25 protein-coding genes are annotated in these 26,815 nt (G+C 64.0%); 3 read left to right on the plus strand and 22 right to left on the minus strand.

From position 1 onward, the window contains the following. Nucleotide 1 precedes the first annotated feature (1 nt). The 5 genes from I2C21_RS02205 to I2C21_RS02225 all read right to left on the minus strand — a co-directional run bounded on the left by I2C21_RS02205 (nucleotide 2) and on the right by I2C21_RS02225 (nucleotide 4,462). Nucleotides 2-922 (minus strand): dihydroorotate dehydrogenase, encoded by a 921-nt coding sequence (locus I2C21_RS02205; protein ID WP_186962844.1) that lies wholly within the window; start codon nucleotides 920-922, stop codon nucleotides 2-4. Then, nucleotides 915-1,694 (minus strand): dihydroorotate dehydrogenase electron transfer subunit, encoded by a 780-nt coding sequence (locus tag I2C21_RS02210; RefSeq protein ID WP_101693593.1) that lies wholly within the window; start codon nucleotides 1,692-1,694, stop codon nucleotides 915-917. The genes I2C21_RS02205 and I2C21_RS02210 overlap by 8 nt, the downstream gene beginning before the upstream one ends. Before the next feature lie 33 nt (nucleotides 1,695-1,727). After that, nucleotides 1,728-1,985: a PF20097 family protein gene (locus I2C21_RS02215; protein WP_193536385.1), complete on the minus strand. Its 258-nt coding sequence runs from the start codon at nucleotides 1,983-1,985 to the stop codon at nucleotides 1,728-1,730. Nucleotides 1,986-2,202: 217 nt separating this feature from the next. Next, the gene (pyrF, locus tag I2C21_RS02220; RefSeq protein ID WP_193536383.1) at nucleotides 2,203-3,129 is read right to left on the minus strand and encodes an orotidine-5'-phosphate decarboxylase; all 927 of its coding nucleotides are present in this window, start codon (nucleotides 3,127-3,129) and stop codon (nucleotides 2,203-2,205) included. Between the two features lie 55 nt (nucleotides 3,130-3,184). Further along, nucleotides 3,185-4,462 carry a dihydroorotase gene (locus tag I2C21_RS02225; RefSeq protein WP_101693596.1) on the minus strand — a complete coding sequence of 426 codons (1,278 nt, stop codon included), beginning with the start codon at nucleotides 4,460-4,462 and terminating at the stop codon, nucleotides 3,185-3,187. A 271-nt stretch (nucleotides 4,463-4,733) separates the two neighbouring features. On the opposite strand from I2C21_RS02225, the gene I2C21_RS02230 reads away from it, so the two are divergent. The 3 genes from I2C21_RS02230 (at nucleotide 4,734) to I2C21_RS02240 (ending at nucleotide 6,803) form a co-directional block, all read left to right on the plus strand. Continuing rightward, the gene (locus I2C21_RS02230) at nucleotides 4,734-4,910 is read left to right on the plus strand and encodes a hypothetical protein (RefSeq protein ID WP_180956924.1); all 177 of its coding nucleotides are present in this window, start codon (nucleotides 4,734-4,736) and stop codon (nucleotides 4,908-4,910) included. Nucleotides 4,911-5,098: 188 nt separating this feature from the next. Beyond that, nucleotides 5,099-5,440: a PadR family transcriptional regulator gene (locus I2C21_RS02235; protein WP_186962848.1), complete on the plus strand. Its 342-nt coding sequence runs from the start codon at nucleotides 5,099-5,101 to the stop codon at nucleotides 5,438-5,440. Further along, complete coding sequence (locus I2C21_RS02240; protein ID WP_195278400.1) at nucleotides 5,430-6,803, plus strand: permease prefix domain 1-containing protein; 1,374 nt, start codon at nucleotides 5,430-5,432, stop codon at nucleotides 6,801-6,803. The genes I2C21_RS02235 and I2C21_RS02240 overlap by 11 nt, the downstream gene beginning before the upstream one ends. A 47-nt stretch (nucleotides 6,804-6,850) precedes the next feature. On the opposite strand, the gene I2C21_RS02245 is transcribed toward I2C21_RS02240, so the two are convergent. The 17 genes from I2C21_RS02245 to I2C21_RS02325 all read right to left on the minus strand — a co-directional run bounded on the left by I2C21_RS02245 (nucleotide 6,851) and on the right by I2C21_RS02325 (nucleotide 26,640). Beyond that, complete coding sequence (locus I2C21_RS02245) at nucleotides 6,851-7,852, minus strand: ABC transporter permease (RefSeq protein WP_195278401.1); 1,002 nt, start codon at nucleotides 7,850-7,852, stop codon at nucleotides 6,851-6,853. Then, a complete protein-coding gene (locus tag I2C21_RS02250; protein ID WP_101693600.1) occupies nucleotides 7,849-8,814 on the minus strand; it encodes an ABC transporter permease in 966 nt (321 codons plus the stop codon). Before I2C21_RS02250 ends, I2C21_RS02245 begins: the two co-directional genes overlap by 4 nt. A 104-nt stretch (nucleotides 8,815-8,918) precedes the next feature. Next, nucleotides 8,919-10,538 (minus strand): ABC transporter substrate-binding protein, encoded by a 1,620-nt coding sequence (locus tag I2C21_RS02255; protein ID WP_195278402.1) that lies wholly within the window; start codon nucleotides 10,536-10,538, stop codon nucleotides 8,919-8,921. 77 nt (nucleotides 10,539-10,615) lie between these two features. After that, on the minus strand, nucleotides 10,616-12,448 hold the full coding sequence (glmS, locus tag I2C21_RS02260; protein WP_186962853.1) for a glutamine--fructose-6-phosphate transaminase (isomerizing): 1,833 nt from the start codon (nucleotides 12,446-12,448) through the stop codon (nucleotides 10,616-10,618). A 222-nt stretch (nucleotides 12,449-12,670) separates the two neighbouring features. Further along, nucleotides 12,671-12,928, minus strand: coding sequence for a YlmC/YmxH family sporulation protein (locus I2C21_RS02265; RefSeq protein ID WP_101693603.1), 258 nt, complete (start codon nucleotides 12,926-12,928; stop codon nucleotides 12,671-12,673). A 148-nt stretch (nucleotides 12,929-13,076) separates the two neighbouring features. Then, a complete protein-coding gene (locus tag I2C21_RS02270) occupies nucleotides 13,077-13,946 on the minus strand; it encodes an MBL fold metallo-hydrolase (RefSeq protein ID WP_195278403.1) in 870 nt (289 codons plus the stop codon). Then, complete coding sequence (locus I2C21_RS02275; RefSeq protein ID WP_101693605.1) at nucleotides 13,946-14,290, minus strand: TIGR03792 family protein; 345 nt, start codon at nucleotides 14,288-14,290, stop codon at nucleotides 13,946-13,948. The genes I2C21_RS02270 and I2C21_RS02275 overlap by 1 nt, the downstream gene beginning before the upstream one ends. Nucleotides 14,291-14,582: 292 nt before the next feature. Beyond that, nucleotides 14,583-15,974 carry a dihydrolipoyl dehydrogenase gene (gene lpdA / locus I2C21_RS02280; protein ID WP_195278404.1) on the minus strand — a complete coding sequence of 464 codons (1,392 nt, stop codon included), beginning with the start codon at nucleotides 15,972-15,974 and terminating at the stop codon, nucleotides 14,583-14,585. Nucleotides 15,975-16,074: 100 nt separating this feature from the next. After that, nucleotides 16,075-17,082: a dihydrofolate reductase family protein gene (locus I2C21_RS02285; protein ID WP_101693607.1), complete on the minus strand. Its 1,008-nt coding sequence runs from the start codon at nucleotides 17,080-17,082 to the stop codon at nucleotides 16,075-16,077. A 22-nt stretch (nucleotides 17,083-17,104) separates the two neighbouring features. Continuing rightward, complete coding sequence (locus I2C21_RS02290; RefSeq protein ID WP_101693608.1) at nucleotides 17,105-18,505, minus strand: amidohydrolase family protein; 1,401 nt, start codon at nucleotides 18,503-18,505, stop codon at nucleotides 17,105-17,107. 168 nt (nucleotides 18,506-18,673) lie between these two features. Further along, nucleotides 18,674-19,987 (minus strand): dihydrolipoamide acetyltransferase family protein, encoded by a 1,314-nt coding sequence (locus I2C21_RS02295; protein WP_186962856.1) that lies wholly within the window; start codon nucleotides 19,985-19,987, stop codon nucleotides 18,674-18,676. Nucleotides 19,988-20,002: 15 nt separating this feature from the next. After that, entirely contained in the window at nucleotides 20,003-20,986 is a 984-nt protein-coding gene (locus I2C21_RS02300) for an alpha-ketoacid dehydrogenase subunit beta (RefSeq protein ID WP_101693610.1), read from the minus strand. After that, nucleotides 20,983-21,960: a thiamine pyrophosphate-dependent dehydrogenase E1 component subunit alpha gene (locus tag I2C21_RS02305; protein WP_101693611.1), complete on the minus strand. Its 978-nt coding sequence runs from the start codon at nucleotides 21,958-21,960 to the stop codon at nucleotides 20,983-20,985. The genes I2C21_RS02300 and I2C21_RS02305 overlap by 4 nt, the downstream gene beginning before the upstream one ends. An 85-nt stretch (nucleotides 21,961-22,045) precedes the next feature. After that, nucleotides 22,046-23,005, minus strand: coding sequence for a methenyltetrahydromethanopterin cyclohydrolase (gene mch / locus I2C21_RS02310; RefSeq protein ID WP_101693612.1), 960 nt, complete (start codon nucleotides 23,003-23,005; stop codon nucleotides 22,046-22,048). A 40-nt stretch (nucleotides 23,006-23,045) separates the two neighbouring features. After that, the gene (locus tag I2C21_RS02315; protein WP_101694009.1) at nucleotides 23,046-23,774 is read right to left on the minus strand and encodes an SDR family NAD(P)-dependent oxidoreductase; all 729 of its coding nucleotides are present in this window, start codon (nucleotides 23,772-23,774) and stop codon (nucleotides 23,046-23,048) included. 102 nt (nucleotides 23,775-23,876) lie between these two features. Further along, nucleotides 23,877-26,141, minus strand: a complete 2,265-nt coding sequence (locus I2C21_RS02320) for a xanthine dehydrogenase family protein molybdopterin-binding subunit (RefSeq protein ID WP_195278405.1) — start codon at nucleotides 26,139-26,141, stop codon at nucleotides 23,877-23,879. 28 nt (nucleotides 26,142-26,169) lie between these two features. Beyond that, nucleotides 26,170-26,640: a (2Fe-2S)-binding protein gene (locus I2C21_RS02325; RefSeq protein WP_101693614.1), complete on the minus strand. Its 471-nt coding sequence runs from the start codon at nucleotides 26,638-26,640 to the stop codon at nucleotides 26,170-26,172. Nucleotides 26,641-26,815: the final 175 nt, after the last annotated feature.

Raw genomic sequence — 26,815 nt, forward strand, 5'->3', positions numbered from 1 at the left:
CTTACCAGGGCTTTACGCCGCCGGTGAGCTCCGACACGGCGGAGAGCCCCTGCCTGGCGGCGATCTCAGCCAGGCCGTCCCGCACCTTGAGCGGGGCGTAGGGATCGGCAAAGCAGGCGGTGCCCACCGCCACGGCGGTGGCGCCGGCCAGCATCATCTGGGCCGCGTCCTCGCCCTTGGAGACGCCGCCCATGCCCAGCACGGGGATCTTGACGGCGTTGGAGACCTCCCACACCATGCGCACCGCAACGGGGAGCACGGCGGGACCGGACATGCCGCCGGTGTTCATCTTCAGGATGGGGCGGCGGGTGTTCACGTCGATCCGCATGCCCCGCAGGGTGTTGATGAGGGAGAGGGCGTCCGCCCCCGCGCCCTCCACCGCCCGGGCGATCTCGGTGATGTCGGTGACGTTGGGGGAGAGCTTCACCATCACGGGCACCTGCCCGGCGTGGGCCTTGGCCACCTCGGTGACCTCGGCGGCCAGCTCGGGCCGGGTGCCGTAGGCGAGGCCCCCCGCCTTTACATTGGGGCAGGAGATGTTGACCTCGATCATATCCACCCCGGCCTCGGAGAGCTTCTCGCACATCACGCCGTACTCCTCGGGGCTGTTGCCCGAGATGTTGGCGATGACCTTCACGTCATACTGCCGCAGGAAGGGAAGCTCAGTGGCGATAAAGGCGTCCACACCGGGGTTCTGAAGGCCCACGGAGTTGAGGATGCCCATAGGGGTCTCGGCGATGCGGGGACCGGGGTTGCCCTCCCGCCGGTGGAGGGTCAGGCCCTTGGCGCAGATGCCGCCCAGCTCCGAGAGGTCATAGAACTCCCCGTACTCCCGGCCGAAGCCGAAGGTACCGGAGGCCACCACCACCGGGTTTTTCATGGTCATCCCGGCCAGGGTGACCGACAGATCCACATTATGCATCCCAGTCCACCTCCTTGGAATCAAACACCGGGCCGTCCTTGCAGGCGTGCTTGCGGGTGCCGTCCTTCATGTCGCACACGCACACCAGGCAGGCGCCCACGCCGCAGCCCATCCGCTCCTCCATGGAGACCTGGCAGGGCACGCCGAACTCCTCGGCCACCTTCGCCACGTTGCGCAGCATGGGCTTGGGGCCGCAGGCCAGCACCGCGTCGTAGTTTTTGTCCTCGCTCAGCTCCTGGCGCACCAGGGCGTCCACAAAGCCGTGGTAGCCCAGGGAGCCGTCGTCGGTGGCGACGAGCACCTTGGCGCACTCGTCCTGGAAGCAGTTTTGCAGGATGACCTTGTCCGCCGACCGGCCGCCCAGGATGGCGGTGGAGCGGCCCTGGGTGTACTGGGCGCAGCCCCGCATGGGGGGGATGCCGATGCCGCCGCCCACCAGCAGGTAGCGGCCCTCAGGCCGGACCTGGAATCCGTTGCCCAGCAGGCCCAGCACATCCAGGGTATCCCCCACCTGGCGCTCAGAGAGCCACGCGGTGCCCTCGCCCCGCACCTCAAAGGCGATGGCCAGGGTGTCCTCCGGCTCGTCCTCCATGCAGGAGCACACCGAGATGGGACGGCGCAGCAGCAGGCCGTCGCCGCACTTCACATGGACGAACTGGCCCGGTCCCTTGCAGGAGGTACGCACCATATCGCCCACCTCCAGGACCATATACACCGCGTCCTGGTTGAGCCACTCCTTGGATACAATCTTACACTTGCGTTCCACTTTCATTGGTATCACGCCCTTGTCTCTTCTATGTTATGTTCATGGATCGGCGGAAAAGAGCGCCATCACGTGCCCGCAGGCCGGGCAGTACCAGGCGTCGGGACAGGTCTGGCTCTGCATCCCGCTGATGACGGACAGCTGCTTCCCCACGGCGGGCAGGATGGCGCCCAGTCCGCGCTTCTCGGATGCCTTCCGGGGATACCATGTGAGGGTGGTCCGGCTGCTCATAAATCCCCCCAGCGTCCGGAGCTTCACGCTCCCGGGCTCCATGGCTCTGTGACAGATGGGACATTCCATATGCACGCCCTCCTTCCGCAGAATGGCGCTCTCTTCACTTTTTTATTCGATGGTGATGAAACGGCAGATGTCGTCCCGCATGGCAATGGCGCTCCCAGCCGGGTCTGCGTCCCGGCCGGGTCCCCTTCCTCTTTTCATGCTCGGCGAAAGTGAATTTCGCCTGCGCCAAGGTTTCCGCCGCGCGGAAACGCTTGTACGCCGCCCTCCCCATGCTGTCTTATTCGATGGTGATGAAACGGCAGATGTCGTCCCGCATGGCGATGGCGGCGTTGCGGGCGGCCTCCTGGTAGTCCTCGCCGTTGTGGCCCGTCTTCTTCCAGGCGCAGATGATGCCGCGGGAGGAGTTGACGATGGCGCCCTTGCCGCCCTGGTGGAAGGCGTACTGCACATCCTCGGCGGTGCCGCCCTGAGCGCCGTAGCCGGGCACCAGCAGGAAGGTGTGGGGCATCCGGGCGCGGATCTGCCGCAGCTCCTCGGGATGGGTGGCGCCCGCCACCGCACCGGCCATGGTGTAGCCGTACTTGCCCTCGGTGCCCGCGCCCCACTTCTCGATGAGGTCGGCCATCAGGCCGTAGACCGTGTCGTTCTCCCCGGCGGAGACATTCTGCAGCTCGCCGGAGCCGGGGTTGGAGGTCTTGACCAGCACGAAGCAGCTCTTTCCATACTCCTTGCAGGTGTTCAGGAAGGGATTGACGCTGTCGGCGCCCATGTAGCCGTTGAGGGTCACGCAGTCGGCGTCAAACACGGTGCAGCTCTGCTCGCCCACCTGAGTGGCGCCCAGCCAGCCGTCGCTGTAGGCCTCCGCGGTGGAGCCGATGTCGCCCCGCTTGATGTCGGCGATGACGTACATGCCCTTCTCCTTGGCGTAGCGGATGGTGCGCTCCATGACCTCCATGCCACGCCAGCCCAGGCGCTCATAGTAGGCGCTCTGGGGCTTGACCGAGGGGACGATGTCGCACAGGGCGTCGATCAGGCCCTTGTTGAACTGCCAGATGGCCTCGGCGGCGCCGGCCAGGGTCTCGCCGTGGGCGGCGTAGGCGGCCTTGCGGATGTGCTCAGGCACATACTCGGGCTTGGGGTCCAGGCCGGCCACGGTGGGGTTCTTTACCGCAAGGATCTTCTCCTGAAGTGCATCAAAAGACATGTGAATGTTCTCCTTCTGTTCTATTTTCTCTCTTCCGGGGCGGGATCTGCCGGGCTTACGCGTCCTGGTAGACGATCTTCCCGCCCACGATGGTATACTTTACCTTGCCCTTGAGCTTGTGGCCGCCGAAGGGCGTGTTGCGGCCCTTGGAGGCAAACTGCTCCGGGTCCACCGTCCACTCCTCATCGGGATCGAAGATCACCATGTCGGCGTCCCCGCCGATGGCGAGACGGCCCTTGTTGATCCGCAGGATGCAGGCCGGGTTCAGGGTCATCTTCCGCAGGATGTCGGACAGGGGCATGTGCTTGGTATGGTAGAGGTAGGTCAGGGTCACGCCCAGAGCGGTCTCCAGGCCCACCATGCCGCTGGGGGCCTCCTCCAGAAGGCGGGCCTTCTCCTCGGCGGAGTGGGGGGCGTGGTCAGTGGCGATGGCGTCGATGGTGCCGTCCTTGAGGCCCTCAATGATGGCCTCCACATCGGCGCGGGTGCGCAGAGGGGGATTCACCCGGGCCATGGCTCCCTGCTCCAGCACCTCGTCCTCGGTGAGAGAGAAATACTGGGGGCAGGTCTCACAGGTGATGTGGACCCCCTTCTTCTTGTAGCGGCGCACGATGGCCACCGCCTTGGCCGTGCTGATGTGGCAGATGTGGACGGCCGCGCCGGTCTCCTCCGCCAGCATGGCGTCCCGGGCCACCATGATCTCCTCCGCGATGGCGGGACGGCCGGGCAGACGCAGCTGCCGGGAGACCCGTCCCTCGTTGACGGCATAGTTTTTCACCATGTCGGCGTCTTCGCAGTGGGAGAGGACGGTCAGGTCCTGCCGGTGGGCCAGGATGAGGGCGTCCCGCATGAGATTGGCGTTCTGCACCGGCATCCCGTCGTCCGAGAGGGCCACCGCGCCCGCCTGCTTGAGCTCCTCAAAATCGGTGAGGGCCTCGCCCTTCTCCCCCTGGCTCACCGCGCCGATGGGCCAGACGTTGACCCCGCAGGCCTCCTCCGCCTTGCGCTTGACATAGGAAATCTGCTCCGCGCAGTCAATGGCCGGACGGGTATTGGGCATACAGGCCACCGAGGTAAAGCCTCCCCGGGCGGCCGCCCGGGTGCCGGTCTCGATGGTCTCCTTATACTCCTGTCCCGGGTCCCGCAGGTGGACGTGCATATCCACCAGGCCGGCACAGATGGTCAATCCGCGGGCATCCAGCACCTCGGCCTCCGGATCACGGATGTCGCTGCCCAGGACCGCGATCTTCCCGTCCTCGACCAGGACGTCCATGACGCCGCCGATCCCGCTCACCGGGTCCACCAGGCGTCCCTGTTGAATCAACAGCTTCACGCCATCACTCCTTTCTCATGATCAGTATCCCGTTTGATACCACATTAATCTGGTCGTTTGAACATAGAAAAAGGGACCAGGTTCCTCCCCCGCCCCTTGCTCCGGACCGCCCCTGGGGGCCGCATCCGGTTCCTGTCTGAATGAAGGTCCTCCGGGCGCACCATCGCCCGGAAATCCATTTTTATTATACCGTGACTTTCAGGATTTAGCAACGCATTTTTGCTGGTTTTCGGGAAGAATAACAGCAGACTCAAGTAAGGAGGTAAACCATATGAATCATCATCCCGTTCTCGGCGGTATGGGCCTGATGGGCCTGGGCATGGTGGCCGGCGCCGCACTGAGCATGGCCATGGCTCCCAAGAAAAAGGACCTCAAGCGCACCGCCCGCAAGGCCATGCGCAACATGGGAAATCTGGCCGACGACCTGTCCAGCAACATGGGATTTTAAGGGACCGTACACCGCGTTCCCCCATCCCGTTCTCCTGTCTCTGCGCCACTGGGACCGCTCGGATGCGAGCGGTCCCAGTTTTCTGTTTCGGCCCGTTCCTCCAGATCAGCCCCACCGCCCTCTTGACATAGATAGATGATCTATCTATAATCTTATGTAGATAATCTATCTATCAGGGAGGAATGCATATGCCCCGGGAAAAGCACGGTCCGGGCGGGCTGGGTATGCTGCTGCTGGCCCTTCTGGCCGGACAGGACATGTACGGCTATCAGATGATCGAGGCCCTCCGCCTGCGCTCCAACCAGGTCTTTGCGCTCAAGGCGGGAACTCTCTATCCCCTGCTCCATACCCTGGAGCAGCAGGGCTGGGTCACCTCTTACGACGACGGCGCGCCGGGGAGCCGGGTGCGCCGCTACTACCGCATCACCCCTCAGGGCCGCGCCGCCCTGGAGGAGCAGAAATCCGAGTGGAATGCCTACGCCGACGCGGTGCGGGGCGTACTGGAAGGAGGTGCCCTGTGTGGAGCGTGATGTGATCCGGACTTACCTTCACTCCGTAGGCCGGGAGATCCGCTGGGGCCGGGCCCGCACCTATCTCCTCCGGGAGCTCTCCGACCACATTGCCGACCAGGAGGGGGACTTCCTGGACCAGGGGCTCTCCCCGGAGGAGGCCGCCGCCCGGGCGGTGGAAGAGATGGGGGACCCGGTGGCCGTGGGTCGGGAGCTGGACCGCCTGCACCGGCCCCAAACCCGCTGGGAGATCGTCCTCTTTCTGGTGGGAATCGTGTTTGTGGGCCTTGTGCTGCACGGATTTACCAACTCGCACTTTTACAATGGGCCGGAGCAGTATCTGGGAATCTCCCTGGGCCTCTTGGGCATGGGGGCGGTCTGGCTGTGTGACTATCCCCGCCTGCTGCGGAAGGGGCGGCGGTGGGTCCCCCTCTGCTTCCTGCTGCTGGTCCTGGCCTTCGCCGCCGCGTGCCTCACTGCCCCGCTCACCCGGTCTGCCCTCCCCGGCGCACCCGGGCGGTGGCTCCTCTACCTCTTTCTCTTTGTCCCCCTTCTCTTTGCCGCTTGGCTCAGCGCCCGGCCCGGGCGGGGCCTCCCCTCCCTCCTCCTTTGCCATCCGGTGATGCTCCTGGGGGCGCTGGTCCACGCCCTCTTTCCCGCGCTGGAGGTCTGCGCCATCCTCTACGCCTCCATGCTTCTGGTCCTGACCGCCGCCGTCTGGCAGGGGTTCTTCTCTCTGAAGCGCCGGACCGGCCTGCTGGCAATCTGGGTACCTCCGTGCCTCCTGGCCGGAGCCTTCTGCCTCCGGCACGCCGCGCTCTTTTCCCAGCGCTTCCAGACCTTCCTGCACCCGGACCGGGACGGGGCAGGCTATCTGTACGCCACCCTCCGCTCCCTGCGGGACAGCCTCTCCCTCTTCCAGGGGACGGATACCGGCTACCGGGTCACCGCCCTCTACCACGATATAAGCCTGATGCTGGCCAATCTGGCCTCCCGGATGGGGAGCGTGGTGTTCTGGGCGGCTCTGCTGTGCATCCTGCTCTTTTTCTTCCTCTGCGCCCGCCGCATTCTGGCCCTGCAAAGTGCCTCCGGCCGCCTGCTGGCCTGGGCGGCCCTATGGCCCCTGTTCTTCCAGGGCATCCTCTACTGGCTGGGCAACCTGGGGTGCAGCCCGTTGTCCAACGCCCTCCCCCTCCCCTTTGTCTCCTACGCGCCCGCCGGGCAGATCCCCTCCTTCCTCCTGGCAGGGGTGCTCCTGTCGGTGTTCCGGATGGACACCCTGGCCCGGGAGGGACCCTTCCCAACCCGGATCACCCCCCGCTCCCATGCCGCCTCCATCCCCCTGCCCGGGGGACGGCTCCACATCGAATACCGGGCAAACTAAAAAGCGGTCCCGCCTCCCAAACAGGAAGCGGGACCGCTGCTTTTCTCTCAGGTCAAAGGATGGGTTTTCATCCGCTTGCGGCCAAAGGCACAGACCCGGCCGTCGGGCTCCTCCGTCTCCACGGCGCAGTGCTCCACCTGGGTCAGCTCCTCGGGCGTCTCGTGGCACACGCCGCGGGACTCGGCCACCCCCGCGGTGCGGACCCACTTGGGGTCCATGGCGTCCCGCAGGCCGTCCCCGATAAACTGGAGGCAGAACACCGTCACCACGATGCAGATGCTGGGCGGGATCCACACCCAGGGCTTTCCCGCGAAGACCACGGGATTGGTGGCATACTGGATCATATTGCCCCAGGAGGCCTGGGGGGTCCGGATGCCCACGCCCAGAAAGCTCAGGCTGGACTCGGACAGGATGGCACGCCCCACCCGCAGGGCCAGCGCGGCCCACACCGGGGCCACCGCGTTGGGCAGGACGTTCCGCCGCAGGATGGTGGCGGTGCTCCCGCCCAGCGCCCGGACCGCCAGGATATACTCCTTCTCCCGGATGGAGAGGGTGTTGCCGTAGACCAGCCGGGCGATGGAGGTCCACCCCAGCAGTCCGATCACCAGAATGATGTTCCACACCGACGCGCCCACCATGGCCACCAGGCAGAGCACCAGCACGATGCTGGGAAAGCTCTGGACCACGTCGGCACAGCGCATGATCCAGAATTCCCACGCGCCCCGGCGGTATCCGGCCAGCAGTCCCAGGGGGACGCCCACCGCCACGCTGATCCCGGCGGCGGCAAAGCCCACCAGCAGGGAGATCCGCCCGCCGCAGACCAGCCGGGCAAACAGATCCCGGCCCACATCGTCCGTGCCCAGCCAGTGGGCCGCGGAGGGGGCCGCCCAGAAGCCTGCGGAGCGGTCGGTCACATTGGGCTCCAGCCCCATCAGGGGGGGCAGAAGGAGCACGCACAGGATCTCAGCCACCAGGATGCACAGCCCGGCCACCGCCCGGCGGTCCTGGCAAAACCGGCTCCAGACGCCGGCCATTCCTCCCCGCCTCATCCGCCGCACCTCCCATACCGGACCCTGGGGTCTACCAGTCCGTAGACCAGGTCCAGCAGCAGATTGGTGCACAGCACGGTCAGGGCGATGACCACCGTCACGCCCATGACGATGGTGAAATCCCGGTTATTGATGGCCGAGAACATGAGGCTTCCCATCCCCGGCCAGCCGAAGACCCGCTCCACCACCACCGAGCCGCCGATGATGTGGGGGATGTGGCTGAGCACGGTGGTCACGATGGGGATAAGGGAGCCGCGGAACATATGGCGCACCATGACCACCCGCCCCCGCAGCCCCTTGGCCCAGGCGGTGCGGATATAGTCCTCCCCCAGGGTCTCCAGGCAGGCTGAGCGGGTCTGCTTGACCAGCTCTCCCATATTGCTCACGCAGATGACCGCCGCGGGCAGGATCAGATGCCGCAGCAGGTCGGGCAGGGTGCCCGTGCTCCCGGTGGTATACATCCGGGCCGAGGGGAGCCAGCCCAGCGTGATGGAGAACACATAGACCGCCATCAGGCTGAGCAGGAACCCGGGCACTCCAAAGCTCACCATGGCGCACCCGGAGGCCAGCTTGTCCCAGAAGGAGCCCGGCTTCCAGGCCGCCGCCACCCCCAGGGGGATGGCCAGAGCCACCGCCAGGACCACGCCCGTCCCCGTCAGGATCAGGGAGGGGATCACCCGCTGTCCGATGGTCTCGGCCACCGGACGGCCGGTCTGGTAGGAGCTGCCCAGATCTCCCTGGAGCAGGTCCCCCAGCCAGTGGCCATAGCGCACCAGGAAGGGCTGGTCCAGGCCCAGCTGGGCCTCCAGCGCCGCCCGGTCCGTGTCGTTGAAGGAACTTCCGTCCCCCATCAGGTCGGCGATGGTCCCCGGCCCCAGATGGAGAAAGAGAAAGACACACAGTGTGATCCCAAAAAAGACCGGGATCACCGTCAAAAGCCGCTTGCGGATATAATGTAGCACGATTGTTTCCTCCTACACTTCCGGCTCCCCGGTGGGGGAGCATAGAGCCCGCAGGCTCTTACGGAGGTTTTCCAAATTTCACCGCCGGGCGTCTGGTCCGGCCGTCAGTTCTTGACCCACTCCCACACGTTCTCGTTGGAGAAGCTGGCCGCAGTGTACTCGATGCCGCTCACCGTGGGGGACTCCACGTGGAGGGCCGTCCCGAACCACAGGGGGATGAAGGGACGCTCCTGGGCCATCCAGTCCTCCAGCGCCTTCACGGCCTGGGTGCGGGCATCGGGGTCGGTCTCCTCCTTCACCGCCTGGATGAGGGCCGACACCTCGCTCAGGTCCTGGACGTGGAAGATGTTGTTGTTCTCGGTGAACCGGCTCTCCACGAACCACAGGGGCAGAGCGCTGGGGGTATGGCTGGCAATGCCCATGTCATAGGTGCCGTCCGCCATGCCGGAGAACATGGTGGCGGAGTCCACTGTCTCAATGGTGATGGTGATGCCGGCCTCGGCCAGCTCCTGCTGCATGAGGGCGGCGAGACCCGCGCGGTTGGAGGCGCAGGCCAGGGTATAGGTGGTCCCGTCATACCCGGCCTCGGTCAGCAGCTCCTTGGCCCCCTCCACGTCGTAGGGGGTGTTGTAGTCTCCGGCGTAGCTGGCGCAGGTGGGCAGCACCGAGGTGCCGGTGACCGTGCCGTATCCGCCGGTGGACTGCTCGCTCAGCAGCTCCTTGTCCAGGGCCAGCTCGATGGCCCGGCGGATGCGGGCATCCGAGATGGTCTCGTTGTTGAGCATCAGCTCATAGAAGGTGTTGGGCACCGTGCCCTCCTGCACGGTCAGCCCGGCCTCGGTGGCGGCGGGGGCGGTGTCCGCCGTGACGCTGCCGCCGATGCCGTAGTAGTCCAGATCCCCGGCGATCAGGGCGGTGAGGAGGCTGGACTTGTCCATCACCGTGATGACCAGCTGGTCAAAGCCGGGCGCGCCCAGCTGGTAGTCCGGATTGGCCTCCAGCGTCAGGGTGCTGCCCGCCACCTCGGAGACAAATTTGCACGGGCCGGAGCCGATGGGGGCCTTCCACAGGTCCAGCTCCATCACCTGCGACGGGTCGGTCCCCTCCAGCAGATGGGTGGGCAGGACGTAGAACTCCCGGTTCTTGTCCAGCAAAAAGTCCTCGGGCGTGGTCACGTTCTTGAAGGTCAGCTTCAGCGTGGTGTCGTCCAGGGCCTCCGCGCCCAGCTTCTCCCCCGCCACGGCGGCACCGGTGCTGTCGGTGCCGGCCAGCACGGCGAAGGCCGAGCGTCCCAGGGCGGGACAGTCGGGGTTGGTCACCAGGGCGATGCTGTCCACCCAGTGCTGGGCCGTGACCGGCGTGCCGTCGTGGAAGGCGGCCTTCTCGTCCAGGTGGAAGATCACCGCCAGGCCGTCGTCGGCGCTCTCCCAGGACTTGGCCGCTCTGGGGGTCAGGGTGCCGTCGGCGTGGACAAAGACCAGCCGGTCGTAGATCTTATCGTAAATCATGCGGGAGTAGTTGCTGCCCGAGGGGCTGTTGTAGGGCATGAGCGAATCCCACGGGTTGGAGAGTCCGTAATTGATCACAACAGGCTGTGCAGAGTTCTGCTCTTGGGTCGGCGCGGGGGAACCAGAGGGCGCAGAGGAGTCAGAGGGCGCGGAACCGCAGGCGGTCAGGGTGCCGGCCACAGCCAGGGACAGCGTCAGTGCAAGCAGTCTTTTCACGATTCAGGATACCTCCAGATCTTTTTTACGTCCGTTCTTCCCGGCGGAAGAGGGGGCGCTTTGTCAAAAACGTGCCGTCATTCCACGGTCACCGATTTTGCCAGGTTGCGGGGCTTGTCGATGTCGCACCCGTGCATCAGGGCCACGTAGTAGGCAAACAGCTGCATGGGCACCACCTCCAGGGAGGGGAGCAGCATGGGATGGGCCGCGGGCACTGCGAGGGTGTGGTTGACCGCCTCCGACATGGGCTTCTCAAAGCCCTCCATGGTCAGGCCCAGCACGTCGGCCCCCCGGCTCTTGACCTCCACCACGTTGCTCATGGTCTTTTCAAAGAGAGGGGCGTATCCGGCCAGGGCCACCACCAGGGTCCCGTTTTCGATCAGGGAGATGGTGCCGTGCTTGAGCTCTCCGGCGGCGTAGGCCTCCGAGTGGAGATAGGAGATCTCCTTGAGCTTGAGGGAGCCCTCCAGCCCCACCGCGTAATCCAGGTTGCGGCCGATGAAGAAGACCGAGGGGTGGTTGAAGTACAGGGAGGCCAGATACTGGATCTGCTCCCGCTGCTCCAGGACCCTCTCCAGCAGCTCGGGCAGCCCCTCCAGGGCAGCCACAGCGGCGGCATACTCCGCATCGGGAATGGTCCCCATCTGCCGGGCGGCGTACAGGGCGATCAGATCCACCAGGGCCAGCTGGGTGGAGTAGGCCTTGGTGGTGGCCACCGCGATCTCGGGCCCGGCCCAGGTGTAGAGCACCTCGTCGGACTCCCGGGCGATGGTGGAGCCCACTACATTCACCACCGACAGGACCCGGGCCCCCCTCCGTCTGGCCTCCCGCAGGGCGGCCAGGGTGTCGATGGTCTCGCCCGACTGGCTGATGACCAGGGCCAGGGTCCGGCTGCTCACGATGGGGTCGCAGTACCGGAACTCGGAGGCCAGGGCCACCTCCACCGGCTTGCGCAGCAGCTTTTCCAGAATGTACTTGGCCGCCACGCCCACATGGTAGGAGGAGCCGCAGGCGATCACATAGATCTTGTCCAGACCGTGGAGATAGTCCGCGTCCAGCTCCACCCCGTCCAGGACCACTTCCCCGTTCTGGATGCGGGGGGAGATGGTGTCCCGCACCGCCTTGGGCTGCTCCAGGATCTCCTTGAGCATGAAGTGCTCATATCCGCCCTTTTCGGCGGCGGAGATCTCCCAGTCCACCTGGTGGTGCTTCTTTTCCACCGGGCGGAGATAGGCGTCGTACACCCAGCAGTGGTCGGGGGTGAGCTCGGCGATCTCCCCGTCGTCCAGGTAGCAGACCTCCCGGGTGTGGCGGATGACCGCCGTCACGTCGGAGGCCATGAGGTGGAATCCCTCCCCAAAGCCCAGGATGAGCGGGCTGTCCTTCCGGGCGGCGATCAGCCGGTCGGGGCAGTCGGCGCACAGGATGCCCAGGGCATAGGCCCCCTGGATCCGGTGGAGCACCTTGGTGACCGCGTCCAGAATGTTGCCGTCATAGTAGTATTCCAGCAGCTGGGCCACCACTTCCGTGTCGGTCTGTGAGACAAAATGCACGCCGGTGGACTGGAGAAATTCCTTGATCTCGGCATAATTTTCGATGATGCCGTTATGTACCACCGCAATGCGGCCGTTCTGGCTCATGTGGGGGTGGGAGTTGACGTCGGAGGGCTCTCCGTGGGTGGCCCAGCGGGTGTGCCCCAGGCCGATGCTCCCGGGCATGCCGCCGGCGGCCTCCACCTGGTCGGCCAGCGCCTGGATGCGGCCCTTGGTCTTGATGACCTGGAGGCCCCGCTCCGGGTGATAGACGGCCACACCGGCCGAATCATATCCCCGGTATTCCAGACGGCGCAGGCCGTCCAGCAAAATGGGCGCCGCTTCCTCTTTTCCTGCAAATCCTACGATTCCGCACATAATAGTTCCCCCAGCCTGTCTCGTGCATTTTTTAACATACTAACAAGTTTAAAAATCGTTCCTAAACTATACCCGTTATTATATCACATCTTTTAGCGTCGTAAAGTCCCCGATTCCGGAGGGCGGTGCCCCCTTCCGGAACATCCTTTACTATTTCCTGACGTTTCCTCCCGTTTGTGAAAAAAAAGCATGCTTTTCATACCAAACGGGCGAACAAAAAATTTATTCCTCCGGCAAACGCCTCGGATGCTCCTCCACCAGGATGATGTCCTCTCCAAAGCGGCGCACGCTCTCCCAGGAGAAGAGCCGGTCCTCCCGCCGCCCCAGCAGGCCAAACAGCCGCAGGCGGCCCGGCACCACCAGGGCCCGGATCCGGCCGGTGTCCAGCTCTACCTCCACATCACCCACGAATCCGTACCGCGTCCCGTCGTTGATGCTGATGATCTCCTTGCACCGAAGGTCGGCAATACGCTGTTCCATTGAGATCCCTCCATTCGACGCGCGCTCTCCGCGCTTGTGCTGTCATCTTATGCGCGGGGCAGCTTGTACTATGAGGGATTCTGGAGGAATCTGCGGGGACGAAACAGGGCCCGGAAGGGAGCGCTTCTCCCCTCCGGGCCCTCCGGGTTTACAGGCGCACGGTGTCCCCCGCTTCCCAGAGGACCGCCACGGGGGGAAAGGACTCTCCCCACCGCTCCAGGCTGCGCACCACCAGCTTGCGCATGTGCAGCTTGTCGTCCTCCTGGAAGGGGATGTGGTCGATGACCACCCGGCGGGGCCGGACCCCCTCCAGCACCACGCTGCGTCCGGAGGGATTCGTGAGAAAGAGGGGATTCACCACCGCCGTATCCACCTCCACCCCGTCCAGCATGGTGGCGAAGTAGTCCCGGTCGTAGTTGGAGTCCCCCAGAAAGAGGATCTTCTTCCCGGCCAGGTCGAAGAGGAAGCACTCGTGCTCCACCTCCTCAAACTCCTCCGAGGCGTGGAGGGAGCGGAAGGCCGTCACCCGGATCCCGCTCACCAGCGGATAGGTCACGCTGCGGTACTCGGGAAGGCGCAGCTCCTGCACCGGCGCGGCCCGCTGAGTGAGCCAGCTGCGCAGGGCGGACACGTCCTCCCGGTCGATCCCCGGTCCCCCGTTCCCGGCGGGCAGGAAGAGCTTCTCCACCCGGTTTCCCTCCAGGAAGCGGATGGTCTCCCGGCCGGAAAAGTGGTCGATGTGCAGATGGGTATAAAAGAGCCAGCGGATCCCGTCCCAGGGGGGCGCGCCGGCCGCCAGTGCCGCCAGCGTCTCCGGGGCGACCGGGCTGAAATCGTGGGCGCGGCTGTCGTGGAGTCCGTCCACCAGCAGCTTTTCCCCCCGGAAGGTCAGAAGCACCCCCGCGTTGGCCGTGAGGCGGAGCTCCACCGGCTCCTCCCCCTCCCACCACTGCCGGGGCGCCGGCCGCGGGAGAGGCCCCTCCGGCGGCAGGTCCCGCTTGGACCGGACGGCTGCCATCAGCGGTATTCCCGCACCCGGAAGCGGCGGTCGGACACATGGCCCGCCCGGACAAAGACCGCGTCCTCGCCCATGAGCTGGCCCATCTTATCCTTCTGGCCGCCCAGCCAGACCTGATCCAGGTTGTGGTAGGCCTCCTCGCTCTCCCAGAAGTAGAGGGAGGTCACCTCCCCCTCGTGGTCCTTGCTCACCCAGGTCTCGGCCCCCAGGAAGCCGGCCCGGTGGGAGAGGGGCTCGGAGAAGATCTCCTGCTCCAGCTCCAGATAGCGCTCCACCTGTCCGGGGGCGATGCGGAACACCAGCTCCTCGATGAACTGGGGCTTGTCATAGACTTTGAGTTCCATGGTAATTCCTCCTTCAATGGTAGGCAAAGGCCCCTCCGCGCTGCTGCACGGAGGGGTCTGGCGTGTCGGACACGTCCGACACGCCTCTCAAAAATGCAAGCATTTTTTCGAGAGAAATGCAGTCCGCTGCGCGCACGCGCTGACGCGCGCACACTTGCAGCCTGAGCGGAGTGGTTTCCGACGTACACGCCGCCGGAAACCACGATCCCATTCCATTCCGCCGTCTGCGCACGGCGGAACTCTGCGAGGCGCCGCTGCGCGGGGGCAAATGCGCCGTTTTCCGGACGGAGCCTTATTTCTTTTTCTTGGCGGGGGCGCTGTGGATGCCGCGGCCCAGGGTCAGGGTCAGGGCCTCCTCAAAGGCCTCGGACAGGGTGGGATGGCCGTGCATGGTGTTGGCCACCTCTTCCACGGTGAACTCGCCGCGCATGGCCAGGGCCGCCTCGGTGAGCAGGTCGCTGGCGTTGGGGCCCACGATGTGGACGCCCAGGATGCGCTGCTTGTCCTTGGACACGATGACCTTGATCATGCCCTCGGCGTTGTTCATGGTGAGGGCCTTGCCGTTGCCGGAGAACTGGAACTTGCCCACTTCGTACTCCAGGCCCTTCTCCTTGACCTGCTCCTCGGACATGCCGACGCTGGCCACCTCGGGGAAGGTGAACACGGCGCTGGGCACCAGGTCATAGTCCACCCGGGCGTCCTCGCCGGCCATGCGCTCCACGCAGACCTTGCCCTCGTCGGAAGCCACGTGGGCCAGCATCACGCCGCCGATCACGTCGCCGATGGCGTAGATGCCCGGGACGTTGGTCTGGAAGTTCTCATCCACCTTGACGCCCTTGCGGTCGTAGGCGATGCCCAGGCCGTCCAGGTTCAGGCCCTCGATGTCCAGCTCGCGGCCGGTGGAGACCAGCACCTCGTCGCAGGGCAGGCTGCTCTTGGCGCCGTCCTTGTCCACGGTGACGGAGAGGCCGGAGCCGCTCTTGCTGATCTCCTCCACCTTGGTGCCCACCATGAACTGGATGCCCTTCTTCTCCAGCAGCTTCTGGAGGCGGTCGGTGATCTCCTTGTCCATGTTGGGGATGATCTTGGGCATAAACTCCACGATGGTGACCTCGGCGCCGAAGGCCTTGTAGATGCCGGCAAACTCGATGCCGATGACGCCGCCGCCGATGATGACGATCTTACCGGGCACGTGGTCCATCTCCAGCGCCTCCTTGCTGGTGAGCACGCCGGGGTTGTCGATGCCCTTGATGGGAGGCTTGGAGGCCTTGGAGCCGGAGGCGATGAGGATGTTCTTGGTCTCCAGCACCTTGCCGTTCACGTCCACCTTGCCGGGGGCCAGGATCTTGGCGGCGCCCTTCACCAGCTCCACCTTGTTGGCCTTGAGCAGGAACTCCACGCCGCCGGACAGGGTCTTGACCACCTTGGCCTTGCGGGCCTGGACCTTCTTCATGTCGATGTCGTAGCCCTTGACCGAGATCCCGAACTCATCGGCGTGCATGATCTCGTCCACCACCTCGGCGTTCTTGTACAGGGCCTTGGTGGGGATACAGCCGTAGTTGAGGCAGGTGCCGCCGCAGGCGTCCTTCTCCACAATCGCAGTCTTCATGCCCAGCTGGGCCGCGCGGATGGCGGCCACATAGCCGCCGGGGCCGGCGCCGATGACAACCAGATCGTAATTCATGTTTCTTTCCTCCTAATTTTCATGAGGACAAATTCCGCGGGGCCTTCCCCGCCGGACGGTGTCCCGATGGCGCTGTGCGCCTTGGACGAATGGTTTCAGTTTAATACTTGTAGGCGGAGAGGTCGGTCTCCTGCTTGACGTTGTAGCGGATCTTCTGACGGGTAAAGAGGAAGTTGCTCTTGTGGGTACCCAGAGAGATGAGATCGGCGTGGGGGTGATCCAGGTGGCCGTAGGAGATGAAGGAGCCGGGGGTGGTGGTGCCGCCCACGAAGACCATGGAGTAGTTGATGAAGTACTCATCCAGCATCTGCTCCTTGAGCATGTAGGCGCAGTAAGAGGGAGACTCCACGCACAGCTTCTCCAGGCCCAGCTTCTTGAGGACGTACATCATCACATGGCCGTCGGGATTCTTGCCCTCGCCGGTGACGATGACGGGGACCACGTCGTAGTCCCGGTCCAGGGGAGCCAGCTCCGCCTTGTCCACATCCTCCTTGCAGGTGAAGGGGCCGTAGACCACGTGCTTGAGGGGGGACTTCTTCTGGATGTAGTCCAGTCCGTCGGGACCGGTGGCGATGACCATCTTCAGCTCCTCGGCGGGGTCCACGTCGAAGGTGTAGTGGTCGAAGGGGATGTCGGTGGCGTCAAAGGAGACCACCACGCTGACCGGCTGATGCTTCTTGCCCAGGTGCTCCCGGCGCTGACGGGTCAGGTCCTCGTCGTAGACATGGCAGGTGATGCCGGGCTCCTTGGCCAGGGTATTGGCGCCCACGATGATGCCGTCGGCATAGGAGCGCAGCACGTTGAGCACCCAGAAGTCACCCAGGGAGCCGTCGGGATCCAGGAAGTTGTTCTTGGCCACCAGGGGGCCGGAGGGATTGTCCTGATAGGCCATCTTACCATCGGAAGAGAGCACGATGGAGGAGAAGGTGTAGGGACGATCCGCGGGCGCCTTGGGGAAGTAGATGTCGGTATAGTAGTCGTGGACGTCGGGCAGGACCTCAGTCTCGGCGGAGTCGGCCTTGAAGGACTCCAGCAGCTTCTCGTCCCGGAAGACCACGTTGATCTTCAGATTTTCCTTCGGGGTCTGGAAAAAGAACAGCTTATTCATGGTTTTACTACCTCCCACCAGATCAAATGTGCATCAGGGGCATCTTCTGGCCCCACTGGACGTTGCCCAGGCCGGACTTCTCCACCAGCTTGGTGCCCAGACGCTGGGCCTCGCGGATGACCTTCTCCTCATCCACCGTGGTCATATGGCCGTTCTCCATGACCACCTTGCCGTCGATGACCACCGCCTTGATGTTGTCGGGGCTGCAGGCATAGGTCAGGGTGCTGACCGGATCATACACGGGGGCGGACCAGGGGCTCAGAGGATCGAAGAGGATGAAGTCGGCCTTCTTGCCGGCCTCCACGGAGCCCAGCTCGCTCTCCCGGCCCAGGGTGCGGGCGCCGCCCAGGGTGGCCAGCTCCAGCACGGTGGAGGCGGGCATCAGGGAGGGATTGCAGTGATGGACCTTCTGCATGAGGCTGGCCGCCTTGATGACCTCCAGCATATTCTGGGTGTCGTTGCTGGCCGAGCCGTCGCAGGCCAGGCTGACCGTGATGCCCTTCTCCAGCATCTCGGGGATGCGGGCCACGCCGGAGGCCAGGACCATGTTGGAGTTGGGGTTGTGGGAGACCTTCACGTCGTACTTCTTGAAGGTATCCAGATCCTCGTCCTTCATATACACGCAGTGCACGGCGATGAAGTCGGGGCCCAGGACGCCCAGCTTCTCCAGGTGGGGGATGGTGTCCTCGCCGTACTGCTCACGGGAGAAGGCATCGTCGTCGGGGGTCTCCACCAGGTGCATGGTGATGGGCATGTGCAGCTCGTTGGCGGTGCTGCGCATCTCCCGGAAGCCCTCGTCGGTGTGGTCCCAGATGATGCCGGGGGCCATGCACACGCTGATGCGGGAGTGGTTCTGATACTTGGTGTTCAGACGGCGCACGTCGTCGAAGAAGTCCCGCTCGGTCTCCACACGGGGGCAGGCGATCTCAGGCGGGAAGGAAGCCACGTTGGTGAAGGCGCGGCCCAGGACGCCGCGGATGCCGATGTCCTCAAAGGCCTGGGTCACGCAGTCGTCCAGCCCGGCGATGGGGTGGGCGTACATATAGTCCAGAATAGTGGTGGTGCCGGAGCGGATGCCCTCCATGCAGCCCAGCAGGGCGGCATAGTAGACGGTCTCCTCGTCGAAGTTGTGCAGGGCCACCCGCACAGAACTGTTGAGCCAGTCGATGAGGAACTTGTCCCGGCCCAGACCCTTGAGCATGGTCTGGAAGAGATGGGAGTGGGTGCTGATAAAGCCGGGGAAGACATACTTGCCCGCGGCGTCAATAACTTTGTCGGCCTGATACTGCTCCAAAAGCGCATCGGTTCCAACCGCCAGGATCTTGTCTCCCTCCACCGCGATGCAGGCATTGGGAATCACTTCCCGCTTGGCATTCATGGTGATGAGGTAGGCATTTTTGATAATGAGGTCAATCTGCTTCATAGCGACGATCCTTTCCGTTTCGTATACATGCGGGGATGCCAATCTAAGCCGGATAGACAGCAGGCGGCCAACCGCAGTTTGGGTTGGCCGCCGCCGGTTCGGTTCAGTGAGCGGAAGTGCTCACGTCAATATCAGTGGGTGGTCGTCAGCCATTCCGTGGGGCGTGTCTTACAGCCACTTGAAGTCCTGCAGGCCGGTGATGACCTCCTGGAGGAAGCGGGCCGCGGGCGCGCCGTTGATGACACGGTGGTCGTGGGTCAGGCTCAGGTTCATGACGGAGCCGGGATAGAAGCCGCCGTCCTTCACCATCATTTTCTCCAGGATCGCGCCAACACCCAGGATGGCGCCCTCGGGAGCGTTGATGATGGGGGTGAAGTAGGTGATGCCGAACATGCCCAGGTTGGTGATGGTGATGGAGGCATTGCCCAGCTCATCGCTGTTGAGCTTGCCGGCCTTGGCGCGCTCGGTCAGATCGGCCAGCTCCAGGCAGATGGTGCGCAGGTCCTTCAGGTTGGCGTCCCGGATGACGGGCACGATCAGGCCGTCGGGGATGTCCACAGCGCAGCCGATGCTGATGCGGGCAGTGGTCTTGATGTGGTTGGCGTCGGCCACGGTCATGCGCATGGCGGGATGGTTCTCCAGAGCCTGGGCCACGGACTTGATGAGCATGGCGGTGTAGCTGAGCTTCACGCCGGCGTTCTTGTACTTGCCCTTGATGGACTTGTACACCTTCACCAGGTTGGTCACATCGGCCTCGGTGGCGATGGTGATCTGGGCGGAACCCTGGAGGGAGTTCATCATGCCCTTGCACACGGCGGACTGCATGGGAGTCATCTTGGTGATGACGTCACCCTCGGCGCAGGGCGCGGTGTTGTAGACCTGGGCGGGAGCGGCGGCAGGAGCCGGAGCGGCCGCGGGCGCGGGGGCCACAGGAGCCGCGGGGGCGGCCACAGGGGCGGGAGCCGCAGCGGGAGCGGGAGCGGCGGGAGCAGCCACCTCGGAGAGAGGCTTGCCGTACTTCTTCAGGTCGTCGATGGTGATCATGCCCAGCAGGCCGGTGCCCTTGATGTGGGCGTAGGCCAGGCCCTTCTCCTCGGCGATCTTCTTGGCGCGGGGGGTGATCTTCACATCCCCGGCGGGAGCGGCGGGCGCGGCGGCGGGAGCCGCAGCGGGGGCAGCGGCAGGAGCGGCCTCAGCGGCGGCAGGAGCCGCGGCGGGGGCGTCGCCGTCCACGGGCTCATCCATGCTGTCGGCGATGAGGCAGATGGTCTCGCCGCAGGGGATCTCGTCGTCCACCTGAGCGATGATCTTGCGGATCACGCCGTCGCAGGGAGCCTCGCCGGTGTTGGTGATCTTATCGGTGCTCACTTCCACCAGGGCGTCGCCCTTCTTCACGGAGTCGCCCTCTTTCACGAGCCACTCGCCGATGATGCCGGTCTCCATGGAGAGGCCGAACTTCGGCATACCGTATTTCGTAATCATTGTCGTATCCTCCCCTTAATATTCCATAACCTCGCGGATGGCCTTGACCACGTCGTCCTGCTGAGGCATGACGTAGTCCTCCAGATCCGGAGAGAAGGGCATGGGAGAATCCAGACCGGTCACGCGCTTGACGGGACCGCGCAGGTACTCGAACACGTCCTCATTGATCATAGCGGAAATCTCAGCAGCCCAGCCGCCGCACTTGACGCCCTCCTGGGCGATGACCAGACGGCCGGTCTTGGCGACGGACTTCTGGATGGTGTCCTTGTCGTAGGGGAAGACGGTGCGCAGGTCGATGATCTCGCAGCTGACGCCCTCCTTCTCCATCTCCTCGGCGGCCTTGTGGGCCTTGGCCAGCATGGTCTGGGTGGCCACGATGGTCACGTCGCTGCCCTCGCGCTCGATCTCGGCCTCGTAGAGGGGGATCTCGTACATCTCCTCGGGCACCTCGCCCTTGACGTTGTACAGAGCCTTGTGCTCCAGGAAGAGCACGGGGTTGTCGCTCTTGATGGCGGAGATCAGCAGGCCCTTGGCCTCATAGGGGGTGGTGGGGCACACGATGACCAGGCCGGGGGTGTTCATGAACCAGGACTCCACGCAGGCGGAGTGATGGTAGGCGCAGCGGATGCCGCCGCCCTGGGGGGCGCGGACGGTGATGCCGCAGTGGGCCTTGCCCTGATACATGTAGTTCAGCTTGGCGGCGTTGTTGGTGATCTGGTCAAAGCCGACGCCCAGGAAGTCAGCGAACATGATCTCGGGCACGGGCTTCAGGCCGCAGACGGCGGCGCCGCAGGACAGGCCCAGGATGGCGGACTCGGACAGAGCGGTGTCCTTGATGCGGTCAGGCCACTTGGCCCAGATGCCCTTGGTGATACCGAAGTCGCCGCCCATCTTGGCTACGTCTTCGCCCAGGACGAACACGCGCTCGTCCTGCTCCATGATCTGATGCAGGGCCTCGTTGATGGCCATGCCGTAAGAAAGCTTCTTTCCTCTGCTCATCTCGTCTCCACCTCTCTGTCAGCATAAGTGTAGGTCGTAGCGGTCTCGATGCCGGGATAGGGGCTCTCCAGAGAGAACTTCAGCATCTCCTGCACATGCTCCTCTTCCTCGTCCTCGATCTTCTTGATGTCGGCCTCGGAGATGCCGCGCTCCAGCATGGTGTTGCGGCACAGCTTCACAGGATCGCGATCCTTCCAGGCCTGGACCTCCTCCTCGGGACGGTAGGCGGCGGGGTCGCCGGCGAAGTGGCCCTGCCAGCGGTAGGTGTCGAACTCCAGCAGAGTGGGGCCCTCACCCTTGCGGGCGCGCTCCACAGCGGCCTCGACGGCCTCCACGACGGCCTCGATGTCGTTGCCGTCCACGAAGAAGCTGGGCACCTCGTAGCCCTCGCCCCAGGTCTTCAGGCGCTTCTGGGGATGAGCCTCGGTGTACTTGGTGGAGATGGCGTACTGGTTGTTCACCAGGCAGTAGATGATGGGGAGCTTCCAGGTGGCGGCCATGTTCATGCTCTCATGGCAGGTGCCCTCACCCAGGGTGCCGTCGCCCATGAACACGGCGGTAACGGCGTCGGTGTGGTTGTAAACGGCGTTAAAAGCGGTGCCCAGGCAGGTGACCATGGTGGAACCCTGGATGCCGTTGAAGCCCATGTTGCCGCAGTCCAGGTCGTTGACGTGCATGGAGCCGCCGCGGCCGTGGTTGATGCCGGTGGCCTTGCCGAAGATCTCGGCCATGACCAGCTTGGGATCGGTGCCGCACAGGCAGATGGCGCCGTGTCCGCGGTGATCGGGGAACTTATAGTCGGTCTTCTTCAGGCAGTCCACCACGCCGGCCTGGCAGGCCTCCTGGCCGATGCTCAGGTGTACGAAGCCGGGGACGGTGCCGTTGGCGGCATAGGTCTCGATGACCTCCTCAAAGCGGCGGATCATGACCATGTCACGATACAGCTTCAATAATCTTTCATTCGAAAGTGCCATCTTGTTTCCTCCTATTTATTGAAATTAGTAGTATGTATCACAAACGGATTCACCTAAAAAATTTTAGGTGACGCGCTGAGATCCCTTAGTTCAGGAAGCTGCGCTCCAGCGCCTCGTAGTTGATCTCGCCGGCGCAGTAGGCCCGGCCGGTGTTCACGTTGTGGATCTGGATCTTGCCCACGGAGTGGACGTCGTGGTCCACATAGAAGAAGTCGCAGCCGGCATCCTTGAACACGTCCTCGAAGAGCTCGCCGTAGTTGGGGGAAGAGGTCTTGCCCGCCAGCTGGTGGATGACCTTGGCGATGTCCTTGTCCTCGGCGTCCACCCACACCTCGATCTCGCTGCCGTAGATGAGGGCGTCGTTGATGCGGCCCATGGTCTTGAGCTCATCCTTCACCACCGGGGCGATGGGGGCCTTGCCGCGGATCATGACGATCTGGGCGGGGTCAAAGTGCTTCTCGAACATCTTGTGGCAGGTCTGCTCCAGCATCCGGGCGGAGACCTGGATGGAGGCGGCCACACAGGTGCTGGGAGACATCAGGATGTAGGTGTCCTCCGGCTTGACATGGCAGGCGTTGGCCACTTCCAGGGCGATCTCATTGGAGGGATACTTCACATCCTGGATGCACAGGACCGCCTTGTCGTAGTCGTCCTTGTAGTCGGTCATCTCAAAGTACCAGTCGGAGGCCACGTGGGCGATGCCGCGGGCGGGACCGGAGCCGATGGTGGCGAACTCGCCCTCTCCCAGCTTCCAGCCGGCGATCTGAGAGCCCAGGCAGGCGATGAGGGGCTGCTCGATAAAGACATTGACGGCGGCAAAGCTGTACTGGTCATTCAGCTTGAAATCACTCAGGCTGACCACGCCCAGGTCTCCGATGCACGCCCGGGTGAAGAGGACGCCGGCCTGCCAGCTGCCCCGGCAGTTGAGGCCCAGGTCGATGACGGTGGCGCCGCAGTCCAGCTTGACCACCTTGCAGCCCAGAGCTTCCGCGTTCTCCAGCAGCTCCTCCACCACTTTCATGGCGCGCTGATTCGTACTGACCATCTTGTTTTACCTTCTTTCTGTCTTATTTTTTATTCCGTTCTTATGCTTTCTTTCCGAATACGTCGATGGCGGCGCCCATGATGGGAGCGGCGGCATCGGAAGCCAGGAAGCAGACCACCTTGGACACCTCGTCCACCTGGAGCATCTCGTCCAGCTTGACGGTGACGGCGGGGTCGCTGTCGATGCGCTCCCGGGTGTGCTCGGTATTGGTCATGCCCAGATAGATGGCGTTGACGTTGATGTTGTAGTTCTTGACCTCCTCCGAGAGGATCTGCGTCAGGGAGACGATGCCGCCCTTGGAGGCCGCGTAAGCCCCGAAGCCGGGGAAGAACAGCTTGGCGCCCGACGAGCTGATGTTGATGATCTTGCCGTAGCGCCGCTCCACCATGCCGGGGAGCACTGCCTTGATGCAGTAGAAGGTACCATTCAGATTGGAATTGATGTGTTTGTCCCACTCCTCCATGCTGGTGTCCAGCACCGAGAGGGAGCGGTGATACGCGGCGTTGTTCACCAGGATGTCCACGCCGCCCACTTCAGCGAAGATGCGCTCAAAGCTGGCCTTCACCTGGTCCCGGTCGCCCACGTCGCAGCCCAGGGCCAGCGCCCAGCCGCCCTCGGCCTTGATCTCCTCGGCCACCTTCTCCACCTTGGAGAGGGTCCGGCCCAGCAGGACCACCTTGGCACCCTGGCGGGCAAAGTCCTTGGCAAAGCCTGCACCCAGGCCCTGTCCGGCGCCGGTAACGACGGCAACCTTTCCTTCAAATTCCATGGTATCAGCTCCATTTCCATTCATTTGGGGCGTCTCGGAAGGGAGACGGAACCCTCCGTCCCTCTTCCGAAACGCCTCGAAATCGAGGCGTTTCGATGCTGCTTACTGGGGAAGACCCGCAAGCACCACCTCTTTGCGCAGAGGCAGGTCATGGTAGTCGCCCTCCACCGCGTTGGATACCGCGTTGGCAATGGCGGCCGGTGCGGGGACCACGGAGCACTCGCCGATGCTCTTGCCTCCGTAGGGGCCGGTCTCCTCCGGTTTATCCACAAAGCCGATCCGAATGGGCGGCATTTCGGTGGACGTAAAGATGTGATAGGTGCGGAAGGTGCCGTTCTTTACCTTGCCCTTCTCGTCCCGGTCGATGCCCTCGCTCAGGGCATAGCCCAGGCCCATCTGGATGGCGCCCTCGATCTGGCCCTCCACCGACATGGGGTTCAGGGGGGTGCCCACATCGTGGACCGCCACATAGTCCAGCACCTTGACCTCGCCGGTCTCGGTGTCCACCTGGGTCTTGACGAAGTGGGCGCCGTAGGAGACCGCCATGGCCTGGCTGGCGAAGGTCTCGGCCACCACCAGATCCCGCTGGTTCTTGTGGTGGGCGTGGTGGGCCAGGTCCGCCATGCTGGCGGAGCGGTCGGGGTAGTTCAGGCTCCAGGCCCGTCCGTCGTGGAACACGATCCGGTCGGGATCCTCGGGCAGCACGTCGGCCGCCTCCTCCAGGAGCATCTTCTTCAGGCTGTTGGCCGCCTTCACCGCCGCCGCGCCGCTGACGTAGGTGCCGCGGCTGGAGTAGTTGCCCAGATCCCACAGGGTGGCGTCGGTATCGGCCTGGATGTACTCGATGTCGGTCATGGGGATGCCCAGGACCTCGGCCACCAGCTGGCCCTGGAGGGAGACCGAGCCGTTGCCCATATCGCAGCAGCCGCTGGAGAGGATCACGGTGCCGTCCTCGTTCATCCGCAGGATGATGCCGGTGGTGTCGGGATGGACGCCAAACACGCCGTTGCCGTGGGCGGCCACCGCCATGCCCACGCCGATGCGGTAGCGTCCGTTCTCCTTGCGGGAGGCCTCCTGCTCTTCCAGGGCCTTCTTCCAGTTGAAGATCTCAGCGCCCTTTTCCACACAGGCCTTGGCATAGGTGTTGCCCAGAGGCGTGTTGTTGCGCAGGTCCATGCCCTGCTCCCCCTTCAGGTTCTTGAGGAGGAACTCGGTCAGGTCCATGCCCAGCTCTTTGGCGATCTTGTTGAACTGCCGCTGCTGGGCGAAGAACAGCTGGGGCGAACCGAAGCCGCGCATGGCCGCGCCGCAGGTGCAGTTGGTGTAGACCTCGGTGGCCTTGAAGCGGATGTTGGGGGTGTCCATGATCCGGAAGGCCTTGCCGCCCATGGCCCAGGCCACGCTGGAGGTGCCGCCGGCGAAGGCGCCGGCATTGATGACCAGGTTGAAGTCCTGGGCCACGACGGTGCCGTCCTTCTTCACGCCGGTCTTGAGGTAAACGATCATCTGATGGCGGCTGTGGGAAGAGGGAATGTCCTCCCGCCGGGTGTAGACCAGGCGCACCGGGCGGCCCGTCTTGATGGACAGGAGCGCCGCCACGTGCTCCACGATCATGTCGATCTTGCCGCCGAAGCCGCCGCCGATGGCGGAGGCCACCACACGGACCCGGCTCATCTTCAGCCCGAACAGCCGGGAGAGGTTGACCCGCACCGCGAAGGCGTCCTGGGAGGGAGACCAGACGGTGAGCTTGCCGTTGGCGTCGTAAGAGGCCAGGGCCGCGTGGGTCTCGATGGCGCTGTGGTGGATGGCGGGCAGGCTGTACCGGTCCTCAAAGACCAGGTCGGCCTCCTGCATGCCGGCATCCACATCGCCCTGGTTCAGGTTGACCACCTCGGCGATGTTGCCGCCCTCGTGGATGGGATAGGCGTCCTCCTTCATGGCCTCTTCCGGGTCGATGTAGAAGGGCAGCTCCTCATACTCTACCTTGATCAGTTTGAGAGCCTTCTCCGCGATCTGCACGGTGTCGGCGGCCACCGCGGCCACCTTGTCGCCCACATAGCGGACCACCTGGTCGAAGATGCGCTCGTTCTTGCTCTCGTCGATGTTCTCGCCGCAGCAGTTGAAGGGAATGTCGGGGGCGTTCTTGTAGCACACCACCGCACGCACGCCGGGCAGGGCTTCCGCCTCGCTGGTGTCGATGCTCTTGATCCGGGCGTGAGCCACGGGGCTGAAGAGCACCTTGGCGTGCAGCATGTGGGGCATCTTCATATCGGCTACGTACTTGAGCTGACCGGTGACCTTGACCTGTGCGTCCCGCACGGGGAGGCGGCTTCCAATCATTCCGTTGGTAGGAGTTTCACAGCTCATATGTTTTGCGTCCTTTCCTGTATCCTCGTTAAGCGTTGCGCATGCGCTCGGCGGCCAGCCGGATGGCCTCCACGATCTTCACATACCCGGTGCAGCGGCACAGGTTGTTGGAGATCGCGGCGCGGATCTCCTCCTCAGAGGGATCCAGGTTCTTGTCCAGCAGAGCCTTGGCCGACATCACCATGCCCGGCGTGCAGTAACCGCACTGGACCGCGCCGGCGTCGATGAACGCCTGCTGGATGGGATGGAGCTCCGGACCGTTGGACAGGCCCTCGATGGTCCAGATGTCCTTGCCCACGGCCTTGGGAGCCAGCACCAGGCAGGAATTGACCGCCTCGCCGTCGATGATCACCTTACAGGCACCACAGTCGCCGGTGTTGCATCCACATTTGGCGCCGGTCAGGTCCAGGACCTCACGCAGAACATAGAGCAGCGTCCAGTTTTTCTCCACCTGGACCGACTTGACTTCTCCGTTGATTTTCAGTTCAATGGATTCCATAGTTACCCGTTCTCCTTCATAAGTCTTATTAATGGTTCCCTGGCCCTATTATACCGAATCTCATGGGAAATGTCACGCAGTCTTCATATCTCTTTCGCCTGTTTTTTTGAAAAAAACAACCAAACTTCAGGGTCTGTTTTTGGCAGATCGGGCAAGGGCGGTTTCCCGCCCCTGT

This window comes from Clostridium sp. J1101437_171009_A5, assembly GCF_015547905.1.
GTDB lineage: Bacteria > Bacillota > Clostridia > Oscillospirales > Oscillospiraceae > Pseudoflavonifractor_A > Pseudoflavonifractor_A gallinarum.

Excerpts from the sequence above, each read along its gene's own strand:
- I2C21_RS02290 (WP_101693608.1), bottom strand. The coding sequence starts at position 18,505 with ATGAAGCAGATTGACCTCATTATCAAAAATGCCTACCTCATCACCATG.
- mch (WP_101693612.1), bottom strand. The coding sequence starts at position 23,005 with ATGGTCAGTACGAATCAGCGCGCCATGAAAGTGGTGGAGGAGCTGCTG.
- I2C21_RS02295 (WP_186962856.1), bottom strand. The coding sequence starts at position 19,987 with ATGATTACGAAATACGGTATGCCGAAGTTCGGCCTCTCCATGGAGACC.
- lpdA (WP_195278404.1), bottom strand. The coding sequence starts at position 15,974 with ATGAATTACGATCTGGTTGTCATCGGCGCCGGCCCCGGCGGCTATGTG.
- I2C21_RS02325 (WP_101693614.1), bottom strand. The coding sequence starts at position 26,640 with ATGGAATCCATTGAACTGAAAATCAACGGAGAAGTCAAGTCGGTCCAG.
- I2C21_RS02275 (WP_101693605.1), bottom strand. The coding sequence starts at position 14,290 with ATGGAACTCAAAGTCTATGACAAGCCCCAGTTCATCGAGGAGCTGGTG.
- I2C21_RS02270 (WP_195278403.1), bottom strand. The coding sequence starts at position 13,946 with ATGGCAGCCGTCCGGTCCAAGCGGGACCTGCCGCCGGAGGGGCCTCTC.
- I2C21_RS02210 (WP_101693593.1), bottom strand. The coding sequence starts at position 1,694 with ATGAAAGTGGAACGCAAGTGTAAGATTGTATCCAAGGAGTGGCTCAAC.
- I2C21_RS02205 (WP_186962844.1), bottom strand. The coding sequence starts at position 922 with ATGCATAATGTGGATCTGTCGGTCACCCTGGCCGGGATGACCATGAAA.
- I2C21_RS02285 (WP_101693607.1), bottom strand. The coding sequence starts at position 17,082 with ATGAATAAGCTGTTCTTTTTCCAGACCCCGAAGGAAAATCTGAAGATC.
- I2C21_RS02320 (WP_195278405.1), bottom strand. The coding sequence starts at position 26,141 with ATGAGCTGTGAAACTCCTACCAACGGAATGATTGGAAGCCGCCTCCCC.
- I2C21_RS02215 (WP_193536385.1), bottom strand. The coding sequence starts at position 1,985 with ATGGAATGTCCCATCTGTCACAGAGCCATGGAGCCCGGGAGCGTGAAG.
- pyrF (WP_193536383.1), bottom strand. The coding sequence starts at position 3,129 with ATGTCTTTTGATGCACTTCAGGAGAAGATCCTTGCGGTAAAGAACCCC.
- glmS (WP_186962853.1), bottom strand. The coding sequence starts at position 12,448 with ATGTGCGGAATCGTAGGATTTGCAGGAAAAGAGGAAGCGGCGCCCATT.
- I2C21_RS02315 (WP_101694009.1), bottom strand. The coding sequence starts at position 23,774 with ATGGAATTTGAAGGAAAGGTTGCCGTCGTTACCGGCGCCGGACAGGGC.
- I2C21_RS02230 (WP_180956924.1), top strand. The coding sequence starts at position 4,734 with ATGAATCATCATCCCGTTCTCGGCGGTATGGGCCTGATGGGCCTGGGC.
- I2C21_RS02245 (WP_195278401.1), bottom strand. The coding sequence starts at position 7,852 with ATGAGGCGGGGAGGAATGGCCGGCGTCTGGAGCCGGTTTTGCCAGGAC.
- I2C21_RS02305 (WP_101693611.1), bottom strand. The coding sequence starts at position 21,960 with ATGGCACTTTCGAATGAAAGATTATTGAAGCTGTATCGTGACATGGTC.
- I2C21_RS02235 (WP_186962848.1), top strand. The coding sequence starts at position 5,099 with ATGCCCCGGGAAAAGCACGGTCCGGGCGGGCTGGGTATGCTGCTGCTG.
- I2C21_RS02300 (WP_101693610.1), bottom strand. The coding sequence starts at position 20,986 with ATGAGCAGAGGAAAGAAGCTTTCTTACGGCATGGCCATCAACGAGGCC.
- I2C21_RS02265 (WP_101693603.1), bottom strand. The coding sequence starts at position 12,928 with ATGGAACAGCGTATTGCCGACCTTCGGTGCAAGGAGATCATCAGCATC.